The organism is Amycolatopsis nalaikhensis (genome assembly GCF_030264295.1).
Taxonomy (GTDB): Bacteria; Actinomycetota; Actinomycetes; order Mycobacteriales; family Pseudonocardiaceae; genus Amycolatopsis; species Amycolatopsis nalaikhensis.
The window spans coordinates 7,406,963-7,423,501 of record NZ_CP127173.1 but is presented as its reverse complement, the minus strand read 5'-3'; the positions used below and the strand labels follow the sequence as shown (position 1 = coordinate 7,423,501).

The window sequence follows — 16,539 nt, the reverse complement described above, 5'->3', positions numbered from 1 at the left end:
CTCACCAAGCGGTCGAGGTGAACGTCCGCGTGTCCGGGTCGCCGCGGTGCTGGTCGACGATCCGGCGGCAGGCCTCGACGATCGTCGCGCCCCGGCCCCGAACCAGCGCGACCAGTGCCGGATCGCCGTGGCCGCGCATCAGGTCCGGCCAGCTCGCCGTGCCGTTGTCCACCGCCTGCTGGATCGCCCGCAGCTCGGGCCCGGCCTGGCCGGTGCGGAACTGCTCGGCCGCGTACTCCTGCAACGCCGAGGACGGGTTCTCCACGTTCCGCCGGGCTTCGGCGAGGCGATCCTTGGCCTCCCGCAGGCGGGTGCCGAAGTCGGCCGCCGCGGTGGTGAAGCGCTTCTGCACGGCCTGCATGCTCTGGTCCATCGTCCTGGCTCCCCTCAGACGCCCGGGTTTTCCGGACCGCCGTACGGCTTCGCCGGCGGGGTGACGTTCACCTGCGGAATGGTCTGCGTCGCGTCGTGGTCGCGGAACCAGATGAGGATGCCGGTGACCGCCTGCGTGCCGTCGATCAGCGTGTCCGCGAGCGCCTTGACGCGCTTGATGGTGTCCAGCATTTCCTTGAAGTTCATGGCGATCTTCAGCGGCGCGATGCCGGGGAACTCGAGCAGGTCGATGACGAACCCGATCACCGAGCACAGCGTCTGCACGAACTGGTCGAGCATGTCCGACATGTCGTAGAGCTGGTCGCGGATCTTGTCGCAGGCCGCCTCCTGCTCGTGGCAGGCGTCGTACCAGTTCCGCAGGTACACCCCGAACGCGTCGGCCGCGTTGCCCTGCCAGTGCGGATCCAGGTCCGCGTACCCGGCCATCAGGTTCTCGCGCAGGTCGGCGGTCGCCCAGCGGACGTCGTTCCAGACGTCCGCGATCACCTTCAGCTGCCCGTAGTCGACCCCGATGGCGTCGACGAGCAGCCCGGCGACGCTGAAGTCGAACACCTCGTCCAGGAGCTTGTCGACCCAGGCGAAGTCGCCGAACGCGCCGCGGATGGCCTCCTCGGCGTTGCCGTACTTCTTGCTGTCTTCCGGGTCGGGCGGGTTGAGCCTGCCCAGCGGGTGCTTGCGGTCGGCGAAGGCGGTGGTCATCGCGGCTCCCCCGCGGTCAGCCGCTCCTCGTGGCCCGGGCGCGTGCGGGGCGGCGCGGACCCGTCGGGGTAGGTCTTGTCGAGGTCGGCGGCGCGCTTGCGGTCTTCGGCGGTGTACTGCGCGGCGGCGTCGGCCAGTGCCTTCGCCGTGTCGGCGAGCCGCTGCTGCATCACGCCGAGCAAGCCGGGCCGCCCACCGGCGCCGGTCTGCCATTCGGCCGCCTTGACGCAGCCGGCGGCGACGTCGGACAGGACCCCCTGCATCCCGTCCGTGCGCTTGGCGTGGTCGTCCAGGTGCTGGGCGAAGTGCGGCAGGTACCCGGCGTTGCGGCTGAGCAGTTCCGCGTAGGCGACGAGCTTTTCCGGTTCCACGGCGAATCCCGACATTTCCCTCTCCCCTTCGGTCGGCTACTCCGACGCCGCGCACCGGCCTCCGGTTCCGGTCCCCTCCGGGAAAACCCCGGTAGCGCAGGCACCACCGCGAATCCGGTGGGCAGCGCTACCGATCTTCGCGACGGATTCCGCCACGATTCGACGTATCGATCCGGTCGAACGAGGAGAAACCTGATGCGGACAGCGAAATCGGTGGTGGTCACCCTGACCGTCGCGGGGCTGACGGGGGCCGCCGTGTCCGGCGCCGTGGCGAGCCCGCCCGGCGACCCCGCCCTCCAGCGGAGCCTCGATGCCTTGGTACAGCAGGAAAAGTTCCCCGCCGCGCTCGCCACCGTGAGCCGGGCGGGCCGCACGACGACGCTGGTCGCCGGGTCGGCGCGGCTCGGGCAGCAGGTTCCGGTCCCGCGCGACGGCCGGGTCCGGGCGGGCAGCAACACGAAGACCTTCACCGCCGTCGTGGTCCTGCAGCTGGTCGCCGAGGGCGCGGTCGAGCTGGACGCGCCCATCGAGCGGTACCTGCCCGGGCTCGTGCGCGGCGAAGGCGTCGACGCCGGGGCGATCACCGTCCGGCAGCTGCTGCAGCACACCAGCGGCCTGCCGAACTACACCGAATACCTCGGGCTCGACGACTTCACGAAGATCCGGCACCGGTTCTTCCAGCCGCACGACCTGCTCGCCGCCGCGCTGGCGCACCCGGCGAAGTTCCCGCCCGGCACCCGGTGGGAGTACAGCAACACGAACTACCTCCTCGCCGGCCTGCTCGTCGAGCGCGTGACCGGCCGTCCGGTGCAGGAGCAGATCACCGAGCGCGTGATCCGGAAGGCGGGGCTGCGGGACACGTACTGGCCGCAGCCCGGCGACCAGACGATCCAGGGCCCGCACCCGCTGGGGTACGCCATCGGCGGCGCCGCCGCCGGCGACGTCGTCGACGCGACGGAGATGGACCCGTCCTGGGGCGGCGCGGCCGGTCAGCTGATCTCGACACCGGGCGACCTCGCGCGGTTCGACCGCGCCCTGCTCGACGGCAAGCTGCTCCCGCCACCGCAGCTGGCGGAGATGCGCAAGACGGTCGACGCGCCCTTGATGCCCGGCTGGCGGTACGGCCTGGGCCTGTTCCGCGTCCCGCTCAGCTGCGGCGGCGCGTACTGGGGCCACGGCGGGGACATCCAGGGGTTCGAGACCCGCGGCGGCGCCACGGAGGACGGCCGGTCCGTCGGGCTCGCGGTGACCGCCCTGCCCGGCACCTTCGGCGACGCCGGCAAGGCGGCCGAAGCCGTGGTGGCCACTGTGGACACCGCGTTCTGCCGGTGACGTCCGGCGGGGCGGGCGACGATCGACGCCATGCGGGACGCCACCGCCGCGGCCTGGCGCGGCTGAGCCACCACGCTGCCGCGGCCGGGCGCGGCTGTTACCTTCGGGGGACCGCACGGTGGAGACCCGGCCGTGGCCTCGCCGTGCGTCCCTGACGGCGAACCCGCCCCGGAGGAGGTCCCCGTTGACGGCACCGCCCGACTTCGCCATCGAGATCACGTCCACCGCCACCGAAACGCTGGTCAGCGCGGTCGGCGAAATCGACTCCGCGGTCAGCGCCCGGCTCTCCGACCAGCTGGCCGCCGCCGTCGCCACCGGACGGCACGTGGTCGTCGACCTCTCCGCGGTGACCTTCTGCGACTCCAGCGGCCTGACCGCGCTGATCCGCGGCCACACGGCCGCCGAGGCGGCGGGCACGAAGTTCCTCGTCGTGACCGAGCAGCGCGCCATCACCAGGCCGATCGCGCTGCTGGGACTCGCCGACGTCCTGCGGATCCTCCCCGACCTGGCGGCGGCCCGGGCCGCCCTCGGCCCCGGTGGGCGGGCGTAGGCGGGCCGCCTCCTTTCGCGCGGTGGCGGAACGGGGACGGACGGTGTGGGTAAGAGTCGCGAACCCGGGTATCCGCACTCCGGAGACGATCACGCCCCGGCGGTTCCGCGCCGGCGGCGAACGGTCGGGAGGAGTCGGACCGTGCCGGTGACCTGGGATGGCGACGACCGGGCCGGGTGGCAGCACTGGACCGCGGCCAGCATCGGCCTGGCGGGTCTGGCGGCCGCGCGGCACTGGGCCGAGGACGAGCTCGCGACCCTCGGCGAAGCACACCGGATCGACGCCCTCCTGGTGGTCTCCGAACTGCTCGACAACGCCTACCGCCACGCCGGCGGCCCGGTCCAGCTGCGCCTGCTCCGGCGGCACGACCCCTGCGAGATCACCGTCGCGGTCGCCGACAGCGGCTCGGGCGCACCCCGGATGCGCACGCCCGACCCCCGGGGCGGGCGCGGCCTGCTCCTGGTGGACCGGATCTGCTCCGCGTGGGGCGTGAGCCACCACGACGACGGCAAGGTCGTGTGGGGCACGCTCGGCTGCGCGGAGTCCGGGCTCGCGTGCACGCCTTCGCGCGACGACAACGGGGCGGGCCGCTCGCGCTGACTGTCCTCTTCGGACCCGGGCAGACCGATCGGCAATCGATGCACATTCACCTTTCCACCCGAGTTTCGTGCGAAAGGGTGACTTCGCTCCCGAACGCCAACCGATGGCGTACCGTTGCAAACCAGGACACGGCGTGCTCTCCCTCCCCCTCGGAGCACGCCGTGTCCGTGCGCGCGGATGTGTGAACCGGTTCCGCGCCGGGTACCCGGTGATCGTGCGCAAGATCATCGGCGGGTTCGCCGCCGTCGCGGCACTGGCCGCGGTGGCCGGCTGCGGTGCCGCCGACGCCCCGGACGCCGAGGCGGCCGCGAGGCGGTTCGTCACCGCGGCCGAGCGCGGAGCCGCCGACGAGGTTTGCGCGTTGCTCGCGCCGCGGGCGCGCGACGCCGTGGGTCCGCAGGGGTGCGGGCCGGTTCTGGCGGCCTTCCCGCACGCCCCGATCGAGTCCGCCGCCGCCTGGGGTGACGAAGCACAGGCCCGCTCGGCGGCCGACACGCTGTTCCTGCACGACTTCCCGGACGGCTGGCGCGTCACCGGCGCCGGGTGCCACCCGCGCAACGACCAGGTGTACGACTGCTCGGTCGGTGGCCGGTGAAGGCCCGGCCGGTGTTCACCGTCTACCTGGTCCTCATCCTGGCCGGGCTGGCGTACTTCGTCGTGATCGGGGCGCTGGGCCGATGAGCACGCGGACGTTCCTGCGGGACAACGGCCTTTCCCTCGGCTTCGGCGCGCTGTTCCTGGCCAGCCTCGTCGGCCAGGCCTTCGCGGGCCTCGCCGACTTCAACGACCGGCAGCTGGCCCGCGGCAGCCAGACCGTCGGACTGGCGGACTACCTGACGTCGTCGTCGTTCGCCGTCGACGTCGCCGAAAACTGGCAGTCGGAGTACCTGCAGTTCTTCCTCTACGTGTTCGCCACGGTCTGGCTGATCCAGCGCGGCTCGCCCGAGTCGAAACCGCTGAGCCGGGTCGGCCGGGGAAGCGACCGCGACCAGCTGCTCGGCAAGCACTTGCACCGCGGTTCGCCCCGGTGGGCGCGGGCGGGCGGCTGGCGGACGGCGGTGTTCGCCAAGTCGCTCGGCCTGGTCATGGCCGGGCTCTTCGCGCTGTCGTGGCTCGCCCAGTCGATCGCCGGGGTCAGCGCGTACAACGCGGAGCAGCTGAGCGAGTTCGGCAGCCCGGTGTCCTGGGGCGGGTACCTGGTGTCGGCCGACTTCTGGAACCGGACGCTGCAGAACTGGCAGTCCGAGTTCCTCGCCATCGGCTCGATGGCGGTGTTCAGCGTCTACCTCCGCCAGCGCGGCTCCCCCGAGTCGAAGCCGGTCGGCGCCGAACACGGCGTCACGGACGAATCGGGCTGAGGGCACGGTGGGTTAGGGCCCGGGCGAGGGGGTATGCCGCCACCGGTGTGAGGGTCCCGACGACCCTCACGGGAGAGGAAATCATGGCGACAGGCACTCCTTTGCCCACCTCCGCCGGGCGCACGGCCGCCCAGCTCGCCGCGATGGTCGTCGCGGCCGTGTTCCTCCTGGTCGGGGTCCTCGGCTTCATCCCCGGCGTCACCACCGACTACGACGGGCTGGGCTTCGCGGGGCCCGACTCGACGGCGATGCTGCTCGGCGTCTTCATGGTGTCGATCCTGCACAACATCGTCCACCTGCTCTTCGGCATCGTGGGCCTGGCGGCGGCGCGCACCCCGGGCGGAGCGCGGGGCTTCCTCATCGGCGGCGGCGTGGTCTACCTGGTGCTGTGGGTGTACGGGCTGGTCATCGACCACGGCAGCGACGCCAACTTCGTGCCGCTCAACAACGCGGACAACTGGCTGCACCTGGGCCTGGGCGTCGGGATGATCGCCCTCGGCCTCCTGACGGCCCGAGGAGCGCGTCGCTCGACGGGCGGTGTCGAGGCGGCCCGAGGACCGGGTCTCGGGTAGGGAGGCAGGGCTTCGGCGGCGGGCACGGGAGGTTGCCCGCCGCCGTGCCGAACATCGCGCCCGACTACTCGCGGCGCGCTCCTGCCCGGCCCGGTCGACGCCCCTCGCCCGCGCGGCGCGCATCACTCACCGACCACCGCAGGTTTCCGGCTGTCCCACGAAAACAACCGCCACCGCACGGCGAACTCCCCCGATCTGTAGTGCCATGGAAACGTGAAAAGAATCCTCGACAAGCTCGACGAGCGACTGGGCGACGGGCTCGAGCGCATCCTCTGCGCGCACCACGAACGGCGGTTGCGCGGGCTCGGCTGGGGGCACGTGCTCGAACCGGGCGGAGCCGAAGACCGCTTCGGCGGCCGGGCGCCGGTTCGCGACGGCAACCGCGTCTCCGTGCTCGTCGACGGTGAAGAATCGCTGCCCGCGATCGCCGACGCCATCCGGCACGCGCGGTCGCACGTCCACATCGCCAACTGGCACGCCAGCGCCGACTTCCGCATGACGCGGGAGCCCGGCGCGCCCACCCTGCGGGAGCTGCTCGCCGAGACCGCCGCGCGCGGGGTCGACGTGCGGGTGCTGCTGTGGGCCGGGCCGCCCGTGCCCGCCTTCCAGCCCACGCGGGGGCTCGCCCGCGCCGAACAGCGGAAGTTCACCGAGGGCACCGGAGTCCGGTGCGTGCTGGACTCCCGGGAACGGACCCTGCACTGCCACCACGAAAAGCTCGTGGTGGCCGACGACGCCGTCGCGTTCGTCGGCGGCGTGGACTTCACCGCGCTGGAAGGCGATCGGCACGACAGCCCGGACCACCCGCCGCGGGCGATCGGGTGGCACGATCTCGCCGCCCGGCTCGACGGGCCCGTCGTCGCCGATGTCGCCGACCACTTCCGGCGGCGGTGGACCGAGGTGGCCGGGGAAGACCTCGCGCCGCCCGCCGTGCCCGCACCCGCCGGCGGCAGCCGGGTGCAGGTGCTGCGGACGATCCCCGACGGCACCTACGACTTCGCGCCCCGGGGCGAGTTCACCGTCCTCGACGGCTACCTGCGGGCCCTGCGCTCGGCGCGGCGGCTCGTCTACCTGGAGAACCAGTTCCTCTGGTCACCGGAGATCGCCGAGGTGCTGCTGGCCAAGCTGGCCGACCCGCCCGACGACCGCTTCCGCGTGGTCCTGCTGCTGCCGCGCAAGCCCAGCAACGGCTCCGACACCACGCGCGGCCAGCTCGGCAGGCTGCTCGCCGCGGACGACGGCGGCGGCCGCCTGCTCGCCACCACGATCAGCGCGCACGACGGCGCCGCCGACGCCCCGGTCTACGTGCACGCGAAGCTCGGCATCGTGGACGACGAGTGGCTGACCGTCGGGTCGGCGAACCTCAACGAGCACTCGCTGTTCAACGACACCGAGGTCAACATCGCGACGGACGACCCCGAGGTGGCCCGGAGCACGCGGCTGCGCCTGTGGGCCGAGCACCTCGGCCGTCCGGTGGCGGAGCTGGCGACCGCCGACCCGGCGGACGTCGTCGACGACCTCTGGCGCCCCCTCGCCGAGGAGCAGGCTGAGCGGGAACGCCGGGGCGAGCGCCGCACCCACCGGCTCGTGCTGCTCCCCGGCGCCTCCCGCCGCGCCGCCCGGCTGCAGGGCCCGCTACGCGGACTTCTGGTGGACGGCTGACTCCAGCGCCGCGAAGATCCCGTCCCGGTCGTAGCTCGCGGTCGGCAGGGTCGCGCCGTGGGCGTGCCGGACGACGCCCCGCGCGTCGACGAGCACGCTGCCGGACTGCTGCATCGACCCGAAGACCTTGCGCGTCAGGCCGACGACCTCGTGCGGGGTGCCCTCGGGGCTGGTGAGGACCGGGAACGGGATTCCGCGCTTCGCCCGCCACGCGGCCGCGGTCACCCGGTCCTCGGGGACGGCGATGTAGACGCGGACGCCGGCGGTTTCGAACCGCTCGCGGTGCTCGGCGAGGTCGCGGACGTGCCGCGCGCAGACCGGGCACGTCGTCGACCGCGCGAAGTAGACCAGCGCCGCGTGGCCGGTGAGGCGGACGGGGTTGCCCTCGGTGTCTTCCAGCACCAGCCGGGGTGCCGGGGATCCGGGTTCGAGCACGGGAACTCCTAGTCGGTGGGGTGGAGGTGGCGCCGGACCGCGGTGCGGGCCCGGTGCAGCTGGGACTTCATCGCCGCGGTGCTCAGGCCGAGCTCGTCGGCGACCGCGCGCCCCGGCCTGCCCAGCACGTCACGCATGATCAGCACGCGGCGCTGGACGTCCGGCAGCGCCGCGATCGCCAGCGCGACGCGCTCGGCTTCCAGCCGCTGGAGCACTTCGTCCTCGGCCGAAGCCACCAGTCCCGCGGCGTCGTCGGCCTGGTCGAACCGGCGCCGGGCGCGGCGCAGGCACTCGTTGCGGACGATCCGGAACATCCAGGACGCCAGCGCGGCGGTCGCGCGCAGGGAACCGATCTTGCGGTACAGGACGAGCAACGCCTCCTGCGCCGCGTCCTCGGCGTCCTGCGGGGACGCGCACAGGTGCTCGGCGAAGCGCCGCACGTGCGGGTGCGCCCCGTGCACCACCGCCGTGATCGACTCCGGATCACCCCCTTGCGCGGCCACCACGAGCCGCTCACTCACCCAGCCGGTCACTGCCACCTCCATGCGTCATTTTCGACCACACCGGATAAGAGCGTTCACCGCGGCGAAAGGATTCACCCCGCACTACGCTCGGGCGCATGGACGACCCGGCAGCGGTACGGATCCTCGCGTTCGACGTCTTCGGCACGGTGGCCGACTGGCACTCCGGCATCACCGCGGCGGTGGCCGCCGAGGGCCTGCCGGTCGACGCCGCCGAGTTCGCGAGGGCCTGGCGCGCCGGGTACGCCCCGGTGCTGGCGCGGGTGCGCGCCGGTGAGCTCGGCTGGACGAAGCTCGACGCCCTGCACCGGCTGATCCTCGACGACCTGCTCCCCCGCTTCGACATCCCGGACCTCGGGGAAGAGCAGCGACGGCGGCTGGTCCACGCGTGGCACCGCCTCGACCCGTGGCCGGACGTCGTCGCCGGGCTCACCCGGCTGCGGGCGAAGTACCTGCTCTGCACGCTGTCCAACGGCCACCTCGCGCTGCTGGCGCGGCTGGCCAACCACGGCGGGCTCCCGTGGGACTGCCTGCTGTCGGCGGAGGTCTTCCGGCAGTACAAGCCGGAACCGGCGGTGTACCACGGCGTCGCGTCGGTGTTCGACGTGCCGGAGGCCGAGGTCATGCTCGTCGCCGCCCACCACGACGACCTCGCCGCCGCCCGCGTCTGCGGGCTGCGCACCGCCTACGTGGAACGGCCGCACGAGTTCGGCGCCGATGCCCCGAAGGACGTCTCGCCGGTCGCGGAGAATTCGCTGCACGTCCGCGACTTCGCCGAGCTCGCGGACGTGCTCGGCTGCTGAGCTACCGCACCCGCAGCTTCCGCATCAGCTTCAGCCCGGACAGCATGCCGTCGACGTACTTTTCGTAGCTCTGGCCGGGCCGCGGGCCCATGACCTGCTTCTTGAGCACGGCCAGGTTCTGCACGTCGGTGTACTTGAGCAGGCCCTGGTCACCGTGGCGGGCGCCGACACCGGAGTTCTTGACCCCGCCGGACGGCGTCCCCTTGGCGGCGAACGCGGTGGCGAGGATGTCGTTGACGTTCACGTTGCCGGACTCCAAACGCGCGGCGACCGCGCACGCGGCGCCGACGTCGCCGCCCCAGACCGAGGCGTTGAGGCCGTAGTCGGTGTCGTTGGCCAGCGCGACGGCTTCGTCGACCGTGCCGTACCGGTGCAGCGCGACCACCGGACCGAACGTTTCGGTGACGCCGCAGAGCATGTCCTTCGTGACGCCTTCGAGGATCGTCGGCTCGAAGAACGCCGGGCCGAGGTCGGGGCGCGGCTTGCCGCCGCACAGCACGGTCGCGCCCTTGGCGACGGCGTCGTCGACGTGCTCCTTGACGCGCCGCATGTGGTCGACGGAGACGAGCGAGCCCATGTCGGGCCCGAAGTCGTAGGCGGCCCGGACGTCCAGCGCGGCGGCCTTGGCCACGAACGCGGCCTTGAACTCGTCGTAGCGCGACTCCGGCAGGTAGATCCGCTCTACGTGCATGCAGATCTGGCCGGTGTTGCCGAACGCGCCGAAGACCGCGCCCTGCACGGCTTCGCCGAGGTTCGCGTCGGGCAGCACGATCATCGGGTTCTTGCCGCCGAGTTCGAGGCAGCAGCCGATGAGGTTGCGGCCCGCGCGCTCGCCGATCACCTTGCCGGTGGCGGTGGAGCCGGTGAACATCACGTAGTCGGCGTGGTCGATCAGCGTCGGGCCGACGTCCGGGCCTTCGCCGCAGACGACCTGGAACAGCCCGTCCGGCAGGCCCGCCTCCTCCAGCATCCGGATGCCGTGGAGCGGGGACAGCGCCGTCTTGTTGTCCGGCTTGAGCACGACCGCGTTGCCGGCCATCAGCGCGGGCACGGCGTCGGAAATGCCGGTGGCGAACGGGAAGTTCCACGGCGCGATGATGCCCACGACGCCCTTCGGCTGCCGGATCTCGGTCGACGTCGTGAGCAGCGGCACCGGCCCGCCGCGCCGTACCGGGGCCAGGAGCTTGGCCGCCCGCTTGAGGTAGTGGCTCATCACCATCGCGGGGTCGCAGGTCTCCTCGATGGCCATCCGCCGGTTCTTGCCGCTTTCGACCTGGATGAGGTCGGCGGTGGTCCGCGCGCGGTCGACGAACAGCGCGTGCGCCCGCTTGAACACGGCCAGCCGCCGCTTGAGCGGGGTCGCGGCCCACTTCCGCTGTGCCGCGCGCGCGGTGGCGAAAGCCTCCTCGATGTCGGACGGCGTCGACTGGGGCAGCTCGACGAGCGTCTCGCCGGTGTAGACCTCGGTGAGCGGCCAGGTCGTGCCCGCGGAACCCGGCACCCTGGCGACGAGCTGCCGGAGGAACTCGCCGGTCACCGACGCCGGGCGGGTCAGGCCGAGCGGGGTCACGGTCATGACCGGCCTGCCTCGGCCAGGACCAGCCGCGCCCCCATCTCGCCGATCATGATGGCGGGCGCGTTGGTGTTGCCGCCGGTGATCGAGGGCATGATCGAGGCGTCGCAGACGCGCAGGCCGTCGACGCCGCGGACCTTGAGGTCGGGGCCGACGACGGCCAGCTCGTCGACGCCCATCCGGCAGGTGCCGACGCCGTGGTAGACCGACGTCGCGCGGTTGAGGATCGCGTCGCGCAGCTCCTGGCCGCGCAGGTGCTCGCCGGGGTGGATCTCCTCCTTGACCGAGCCGTTGAAGGCCTTCGAGGCGAAGATGTCCCGCGCCATTTCAGAACCTTCGCCGAGCACTTCGAGGTCGGCCGGGTCGGAGAGGTACTCGAAGTCGATGAGCGGCGCGGCCGTGGGATCGGCCGAGGACAGCCGCAGCGTGCCGCGGCTCTTCGGGTAGATCAGCGTGACGAGCACGGTGAGCGCGGTCCGCTTGTCGACATCGTGGCGGATCGGGGCGTCCTGGTTGGGCGAGACGTAGGCCCACGGCAGCAGGTGCAGCTGGAGGTCGGGCACCGCGTCCGCTTGGGACGTCTTGAGGAACGCGACGGCCTCGAAGACGGAGTTCGCCAGGAAGGTCGTGCCGGGCCGCACCAGCTCCCTGGCCAGGCCGCGCGCGAAGTAGGACGGCCTGCCGGTGTTCCGGCTCGACGTCACGTGGAAGGTCAGGGCGTGGAACATGTGGTCGTGCAGGTTGTCGCCGACCGGCAGGTCCGCGACGACGTCGATGCCGTGCTCCTTGAGGTGCTCGGCGTGCCCGATGCCCGAGAGCATGAGCAGCTGCGCGGACCCGACGAACCCGGCCGAGAGGATGACCTCCTTGCCGGCGCGGACGGTGCGCCGGGTGCCGTCGGCGTCGGTCACCTCGACGCCGACCGCGCGGCCGTTTTCGATGACGACCTTGCGCGCCATGACCCGCGACTGCAGCTGCAGGGTCGGCGGCGCGAGGTGGTGGATGTAGCCGCGGGAGGCGCTGTAGCGCAGGCCGTCGGCGGCGTTCTGCTGCATCCGGCTGACGCCCTCTTGGGATTCGGCGTTGTAGTCGTCGAGGACCTTGCAGCCGATCGCCTCGGAGGTGGCCTGGACGAACTGCAGGGCGCCTTCCTGCGGGATCTTGTTGCGGGTGACCCGGATCGGGCCGCCGGCGCCGCGGTAGGCGTTCTCGCCGTCCTCGAAGTCCTCCATGCGCTTGTAGGCGGCGTTGACGCTGTCGGCGTCCCAGCCGGTGTTGCCTTCGGCGGCCCAGGAGTCGAAGTTGGCGCGGTTGCCGCGGACGTAGACCATGCCGTTGATGGAGCTGGACCCGCCGACGACCTTCCCGCGCGGCACCGGCATCCGTCGATCTAGAACGTGTTTCTGCGGAACGGTGTAGAACCCCCAGTCGAAGGGCTTCTTCAGCTGCGGCACGGCGTGCATGGGCCCGACCAGCCCCGGCTTCTTGACCAGCAGCTTCTCATCGGTCCGCCCGGCTTCGAGCACGATGACGCTGGCCCCCGACTCGGCGAGCCGGCCCGCGATGGCGGCCCCCGAGCTCCCCGACCCGACGACCACGTAGTCGGCCTCGTCCGCACGCGGCGCCCTGTTCGCCATTTCCGCTCCTCGGCCCGTCGCCCCGAAACTGTAACCTGTTCTAGTTCGGGCAACGGTATAGCGAGCAGGGCAGGTTGCGCAACGGTGCCGGGCGAGACGCGCCTCCGGACCCCATGGGCCGGGTGGTGGTCGTGAGTGGCAATTAGGGTTCTAACCCGAATCGCCACTCACGACCACCAGGTGTGCGGGCGTCAGCTGGCCAGCACCTGCGGGGACAACACCTTCAACATCGCGTTGGTCCACTTCAGCTGTCGCAGCGTCTGTGGGTGACACCGGCTCGCCACCTCGAGCAAGTCCGTGTCCTTGACCGCCTGGGCACCCTGCGCCAGCAACTCCCAGTCCAGCGAAACCCCGGCAACCTCCCGATGCAACCGACGCAGGTCGGCCAGCAACAGCAACCCCGGCTCGGGACGGCGTCCGCTCAACTCCGCCACCGTCGTCCGCAACGCCGCCATCGGCCCGAACGACGACGGCGCCTCCTCGGACAGCTGGACGTCGTACGCGCGGCCCGCGGAGGCGAGCGCGCGGACGTGGTCGCGAGACCAGCGGGCCAAGTCCAGAGCGACGTAATGGACCTCGTGCTCGACGGCGTGCCGCTCGGCGAGCTTCACCAGGTCCTTCGCCAGCCCGCCTTCCGAGCGGTGCAGTTCGCGGATCGCCAGCCCGAGTTTCATCGCAGCTCCTCCTCGACGCCGTTGTCGGTGCGGTCCGCCGACGGCACCTCCCGATGGGCGGGTTCCGCACGGCGGATCGCCGCCGCGGCCGTTTTGAACAAGGGCTGCTTGGACACCGGGTCCCAGTCCGTCGGGGTCAGCTCGTTCGCCGCGCGGTCGTCGTCGCGGTCGGTGTCGAAGTAGCCGTAGTGGAACGGGAGGAACAGCACGCCCTCGCGGATGCCGCCCACGCGCACCCGCGCGTGCACCCGGCCGCGCGGGGTGCTGATCTCCGCCCAGTCCCCCTCGTGCAGGTCGAGGCGCTTCGCGTCCGTGTCGGACACTTCCACCCACGACTCCGGCGCGGCCGCCTGCAGTTGCGGGGCGCGGGCGGTCTTCGTGCGGGTGTGGAAGTGGTGGATCGTGCGGCCGGTGATCAGGGCGAACGGGTGGTCTTCGCCGGGCGGCTCGTGCGGCTCGACGTACTCCGCGGCCTTCAGCATCGCCTTGCCGTCCGGGTTCATCGCCCGGTATTCGTCCGGCTCCATCGGCGCCCCGGTCACCAGGTCGCGGCCGTAGCTCTCGCAATAATCCGGCTGGGCGAAGAACTTCCCGTCGGTGTAGAGCCGCTCCGTTCCGTCGGGCCGGTCTTCCGGGCACGGCCACTGGACGCCGCTCGTCTCGCGCAGCTTCGCGTAGCTGAGCCCCGAGTAGTCGCACGGCCGCCCGGCCGACGCGCGCTTCCACGCCTCGAACGCGGATTCCGCGTCGTGCCACTGCGGGAACGGCTCGCCGTCCCGGCCGCGGAAGTTCATGCGGCGGGCGTAGTCGAGCAGGATGTCCAGGTCCGGCCGTGCCTGCCCCGGCGGCTCGACGGCCTTCTCCGACAGGTGCACCGTGCGGTCGGCGTTGGTGAACGTCCCGGTCTTCTCGCCCCAGATCGCCGCCGGGAGCACGACGTCGGCGAGCTCCGCTGTTTCCGTGCGGAACGCGTCCTGGACGACCAGGAACAGCCGCTCCTGCGCCAGGATCGACCGGACCCGGCGCAGCTCCGGCAGCGACACCGCCGGGTTGGTGGCCGACACCCACAGGAACCGCAGGGTGCCGTTTTCGGCGTAGCGCAGCATCTGCATGAGGTGCGTGGGCGGCCCGTAGTGCGGGATCTGGCTCTGCTCGACGTTCCACAGTTTCGCCAGCTCGGCGACGTGGGCGTCGTTGGCCCAGTTGCGGAGCCCGGTCAGGTCGCCGTCCGCGCCGCATTCGCGCGTGTTCTCGGCGGTGGGCTGGCCGTTCATCTGCAGCACCCCCGCGCCCGGCTTGCCGAGCATGCCGCGGAGCAGCACCAGGTTGTTGACCTGCACGGACGCAGCCGCGGCCTGGTGCGACTGGTAGAACCCCTGCAGCACGGTGCACAGCAGGCGCTCGGCCGAGCCGAGCAACTCGGCCGCCTCCCGGATCTCGGCCGCGGACAGCCCGCAGATCGCGGCGACGCGCTCCGGCGGGTAGTCCGCGACCATCTTTTCGAGGTCGGCGTACCCGACGGTGTGGCGCTCGACGTAGTCGTGGTCGACGCGGTCGTGGGCGATGAGCTCGTGCAGCAAGCCGTTCATCAGCGCCAGGTTGGTCCCGGGCAACGGCGCCAAATGCAACGTCGCGGCCCGCGCCACCGGCGTCTCCCGCGGGTCGACGCACAGCAGCGACGGCGGGTTCGGGCCGGCCAGCCGGTCCAGCACCCGGGTCCACAGCACCGACTGCGTCTCCGCCGCGTTGTGCCCGAAGAGGGCGATCACGTCGGCGTGGTCGACGTCGGTGTAGGACGCGGGCTGGCCGTCGCAGCCGAAGGTCTCCTTCAACGCGGCCGCGGCGGTCGCCGTGCAGAGCCGCGTGTTGCCGTCGAGGTGGTTGGTGCCGAGGCCGCCGCGCGCGATCGCCGCCAGCGTGTAGTACTCCTCGGCGAACAGCTGGCCGCTGGTGTAGAAGCCGAGCGCGCTCGGCCCCTGCTCGTCCAGCAGGGCCTTGCTGCGCTCGACGACCAGCGCCATCGCCTCGTCCCAGCTCGCCTCGACGAGTTCGCCGTCGCGCCGGACCAGTGGGGTGGTCAGCCGGTCGGGCGAGGCGTTGGCCTGCCAGCCGAAGAGGTCCTTCGGGTCGAGCCGGCCGTGGTTGACGCGGTCGTCGGCGCGGCCGCGCACCCCCACGATCCGGCCGTCGGCGACCGCGATGTCGAGGCCGTCGCCGTTCGAGTGCAGCACGGCGGCGCTGCGGACCCACCGGTCGACGTCCTCGGGCCGTACTCCCTCGGCGAGGTGGCTGTCCACCCGGACCGGCCACGGCTCGCCGGGTCCGTACGGCGTCCGCGTACCCCACGGCTGGGTGATTCCGTCACGCTGTGCCACAGCCGTACCTCCCGATCGTCGCGACTGGCGACGCCCGGATACCCCGGCGTGGATCCGCTAAACGGACGTCATTTGCCTCGCGCAAATGTCGGCGACGCCGCATCGGCGAACCGGGCGAACGCCGTGAGCACTTCGGCCCGTACGTCGCCGTCGAGGCGGTCGAGCACTCCGGTGAGGACCCGGCGGCGTTCGTGGTCGACCCGGTCGACCAGCTGCCGCCCCTTCGCGGTCGGCGCCAGCAGCGTTTCCCGCCGGTTCAACGGGTTCTGCGCCTTCTGCAGCAGCTCGAGCGCGGCGAGCCGGTCGCAGGCCCGCGTGACGGTCGACGGGTTCGCCGCCAGCTCTTCGGCGACCTTGCCCATGGTGACCGGGGTGCGCTCGGCGACCACCCGCAGCACGCGGAACTGGGTCAGCGTCAGCTGCTCGGTGGTGTGCGCGACGGTCGAATCGGCGATCGCCACCATCGCCCGCAGCACGGCCAGCGCCGCCCCCGCCTCGTCGTCACCACCGGAAATTTGCGTCACGCAAGCATGGTAGGTGAGGAAAACGGGTACAGCGACCCTCGAGGGAGGTGACCGTGAAACCGGATCCCGGGCACCGTGAAGCCGCGGCACTGCGCGACTACGTCGAGGCGGTCGCGGAGCTGCTGCGGGTGGAACCGGCGGCGTCGTGGAGCGAGCCGGGTGACCCGTCGACCGCCTACATCGCGCTGTCGCAGCAGGACCCGCGCCACCCCGGGCGGCTGCTGATGGCGGCCTGGAGCAGCGACACCGGGTGGTGCGTGGCGCTGGAGCCCGACCGCGGCGAGCCGCCGGAAGTGCTCGCGGCCTGGCCCGCGCCCCGGCGCCCGGCCCCGGCGGTGGTGGCCCGGCGGATCCACGAAGCCCTGCGGTCACCGGACCCGACATAGGGGATCTTCCGCACGCCCCGGCGTACCGCCCGGGGTGCCGGGTACCCCCAGCGCACACCCGACGCACGGTGAGG

The 16,539-nt window shown here is 72.1% G+C and carries 19 protein-coding genes; 9 read left to right on the top strand and 10 right to left on the bottom strand.

The annotated features are described in order from the left end of the window. Position 1: 1 nt before the first annotated feature. From QP939_RS36280 to QP939_RS36270, 3 genes are read right to left on the bottom strand one after another with little or no spacing between them, the layout of a single operon-like run. The gene (locus QP939_RS36280; protein ID WP_285450898.1) at positions 2-373 is read right to left on the bottom strand and encodes a hypothetical protein; all 372 of its coding nucleotides are present in this window, start codon (positions 371-373) and stop codon (positions 2-4) included. A gap of 14 nt (positions 374-387) precedes the next feature. Further along, complete coding sequence (locus QP939_RS36275; protein ID WP_285450897.1) at positions 388-1,092, bottom strand: WXG100 family type VII secretion target; 705 nt, start codon at positions 1,090-1,092, stop codon at positions 388-390. Next, entirely contained in the window at positions 1,089-1,478 is a 390-nt protein-coding gene (locus QP939_RS36270; protein WP_285450896.1) for a hypothetical protein, read from the bottom strand. Before QP939_RS36270 ends, QP939_RS36275 begins: the two co-directional genes overlap by 4 nt. Positions 1,479-1,658: 180 nt before the next feature. Here QP939_RS36270 and QP939_RS36265 point away from each other — a divergent pair, with 180 nt between their 5' ends. From QP939_RS36265 to QP939_RS36235, 7 genes are all read left to right on the top strand, one after another. Further along, positions 1,659-2,795 (top strand): serine hydrolase domain-containing protein, encoded by a 1,137-nt coding sequence (locus tag QP939_RS36265; RefSeq protein WP_285450895.1) that lies wholly within the window; start codon positions 1,659-1,661, stop codon positions 2,793-2,795. Between the two features lie 184 nt (positions 2,796-2,979). Continuing rightward, positions 2,980-3,345 carry an STAS domain-containing protein gene (locus tag QP939_RS36260; protein WP_285450893.1) on the top strand — a complete coding sequence of 122 codons (366 nt, stop codon included), beginning with the start codon at positions 2,980-2,982 and terminating at the stop codon, positions 3,343-3,345. Positions 3,346-3,486: 141 nt separating this feature from the next. Then, the gene (locus QP939_RS36255) at positions 3,487-3,945 is read left to right on the top strand and encodes an ATP-binding protein (RefSeq protein WP_285450892.1); all 459 of its coding nucleotides are present in this window, start codon (positions 3,487-3,489) and stop codon (positions 3,943-3,945) included. Positions 3,946-4,126: 181 nt separating this feature from the next. Next, positions 4,127-4,540 carry a hypothetical protein gene (locus QP939_RS36250; protein ID WP_285450891.1) on the top strand — a complete coding sequence of 138 codons (414 nt, stop codon included), beginning with the start codon at positions 4,127-4,129 and terminating at the stop codon, positions 4,538-4,540. An 82-nt stretch (positions 4,541-4,622) separates the two neighbouring features. Beyond that, complete coding sequence (locus QP939_RS36245; RefSeq protein ID WP_285450890.1) at positions 4,623-5,303, top strand: DUF6766 family protein; 681 nt, start codon at positions 4,623-4,625, stop codon at positions 5,301-5,303. Between the two features lie 83 nt (positions 5,304-5,386). After that, entirely contained in the window at positions 5,387-5,875 is a 489-nt protein-coding gene (locus QP939_RS36240; RefSeq protein ID WP_285450889.1) for a DUF4383 domain-containing protein, read from the top strand. 213 nt (positions 5,876-6,088) lie between these two features. After that, positions 6,089-7,537, top strand: coding sequence for a phospholipase D-like domain-containing protein (locus QP939_RS36235; protein ID WP_285450887.1), 1,449 nt, complete (start codon positions 6,089-6,091; stop codon positions 7,535-7,537). Here the strand turns inward: QP939_RS36235 and QP939_RS36230 are convergent. Then, a complete protein-coding gene (locus QP939_RS36230; RefSeq protein ID WP_285450886.1) occupies positions 7,511-7,972 on the bottom strand; it encodes a redoxin domain-containing protein in 462 nt (153 codons plus the stop codon). The genes QP939_RS36235 and QP939_RS36230 overlap by 27 nt on opposite strands. 8 nt (positions 7,973-7,980) lie before the next feature. Then, on the bottom strand, positions 7,981-8,517 hold the full coding sequence (locus QP939_RS36225) for an RNA polymerase sigma factor (RefSeq protein WP_414641840.1): 537 nt from the start codon (positions 8,515-8,517) through the stop codon (positions 7,981-7,983). Positions 8,518-8,591: 74 nt separating this feature from the next. Between QP939_RS36225 and QP939_RS36220 the strand changes: the two genes are divergently transcribed. Beyond that, positions 8,592-9,296 carry a haloacid dehalogenase type II gene (locus QP939_RS36220; RefSeq protein ID WP_285450884.1) on the top strand — a complete coding sequence of 235 codons (705 nt, stop codon included), beginning with the start codon at positions 8,592-8,594 and terminating at the stop codon, positions 9,294-9,296. 1 nt (position 9,297) lies between these two features. Here the strand turns inward: QP939_RS36220 and QP939_RS36215 are convergent, their stop codons facing one another. The 5 genes from QP939_RS36215 to QP939_RS36195 form a co-directional block, all read right to left on the bottom strand. After that, entirely contained in the window at positions 9,298-10,872 is a 1,575-nt protein-coding gene (locus tag QP939_RS36215) for a succinic semialdehyde dehydrogenase (protein ID WP_285450882.1), read from the bottom strand. Then, entirely contained in the window at positions 10,869-12,506 is a 1,638-nt protein-coding gene (locus QP939_RS36210) for a GMC family oxidoreductase (RefSeq protein WP_285450881.1), read from the bottom strand. Before QP939_RS36210 ends, QP939_RS36215 begins: the two co-directional genes overlap by 4 nt. 191 nt (positions 12,507-12,697) lie before the next feature. Beyond that, positions 12,698-13,180 (bottom strand): hypothetical protein, encoded by a 483-nt coding sequence (locus QP939_RS36205; RefSeq protein ID WP_285450880.1) that lies wholly within the window; start codon positions 13,178-13,180, stop codon positions 12,698-12,700. Continuing rightward, positions 13,177-15,555 carry a molybdopterin oxidoreductase family protein gene (locus QP939_RS36200; RefSeq protein ID WP_285450879.1) on the bottom strand — a complete coding sequence of 793 codons (2,379 nt, stop codon included), beginning with the start codon at positions 15,553-15,555 and terminating at the stop codon, positions 13,177-13,179. Before QP939_RS36200 ends, QP939_RS36205 begins: the two co-directional genes overlap by 4 nt. 68 nt (positions 15,556-15,623) lie before the next feature. Next, a complete protein-coding gene (locus tag QP939_RS36195) occupies positions 15,624-16,079 on the bottom strand; it encodes a MarR family winged helix-turn-helix transcriptional regulator (RefSeq protein WP_285450877.1) in 456 nt (151 codons plus the stop codon). A 53-nt stretch (positions 16,080-16,132) separates the two neighbouring features. Here QP939_RS36195 and QP939_RS36190 point away from each other — a divergent pair, with 53 nt between their 5' ends. Beyond that, entirely contained in the window at positions 16,133-16,465 is a 333-nt protein-coding gene (locus tag QP939_RS36190; RefSeq protein WP_285450876.1) for a DUF6292 family protein, read from the top strand. The last annotated feature ends 74 nt before the right edge of the window (positions 16,466-16,539 follow it).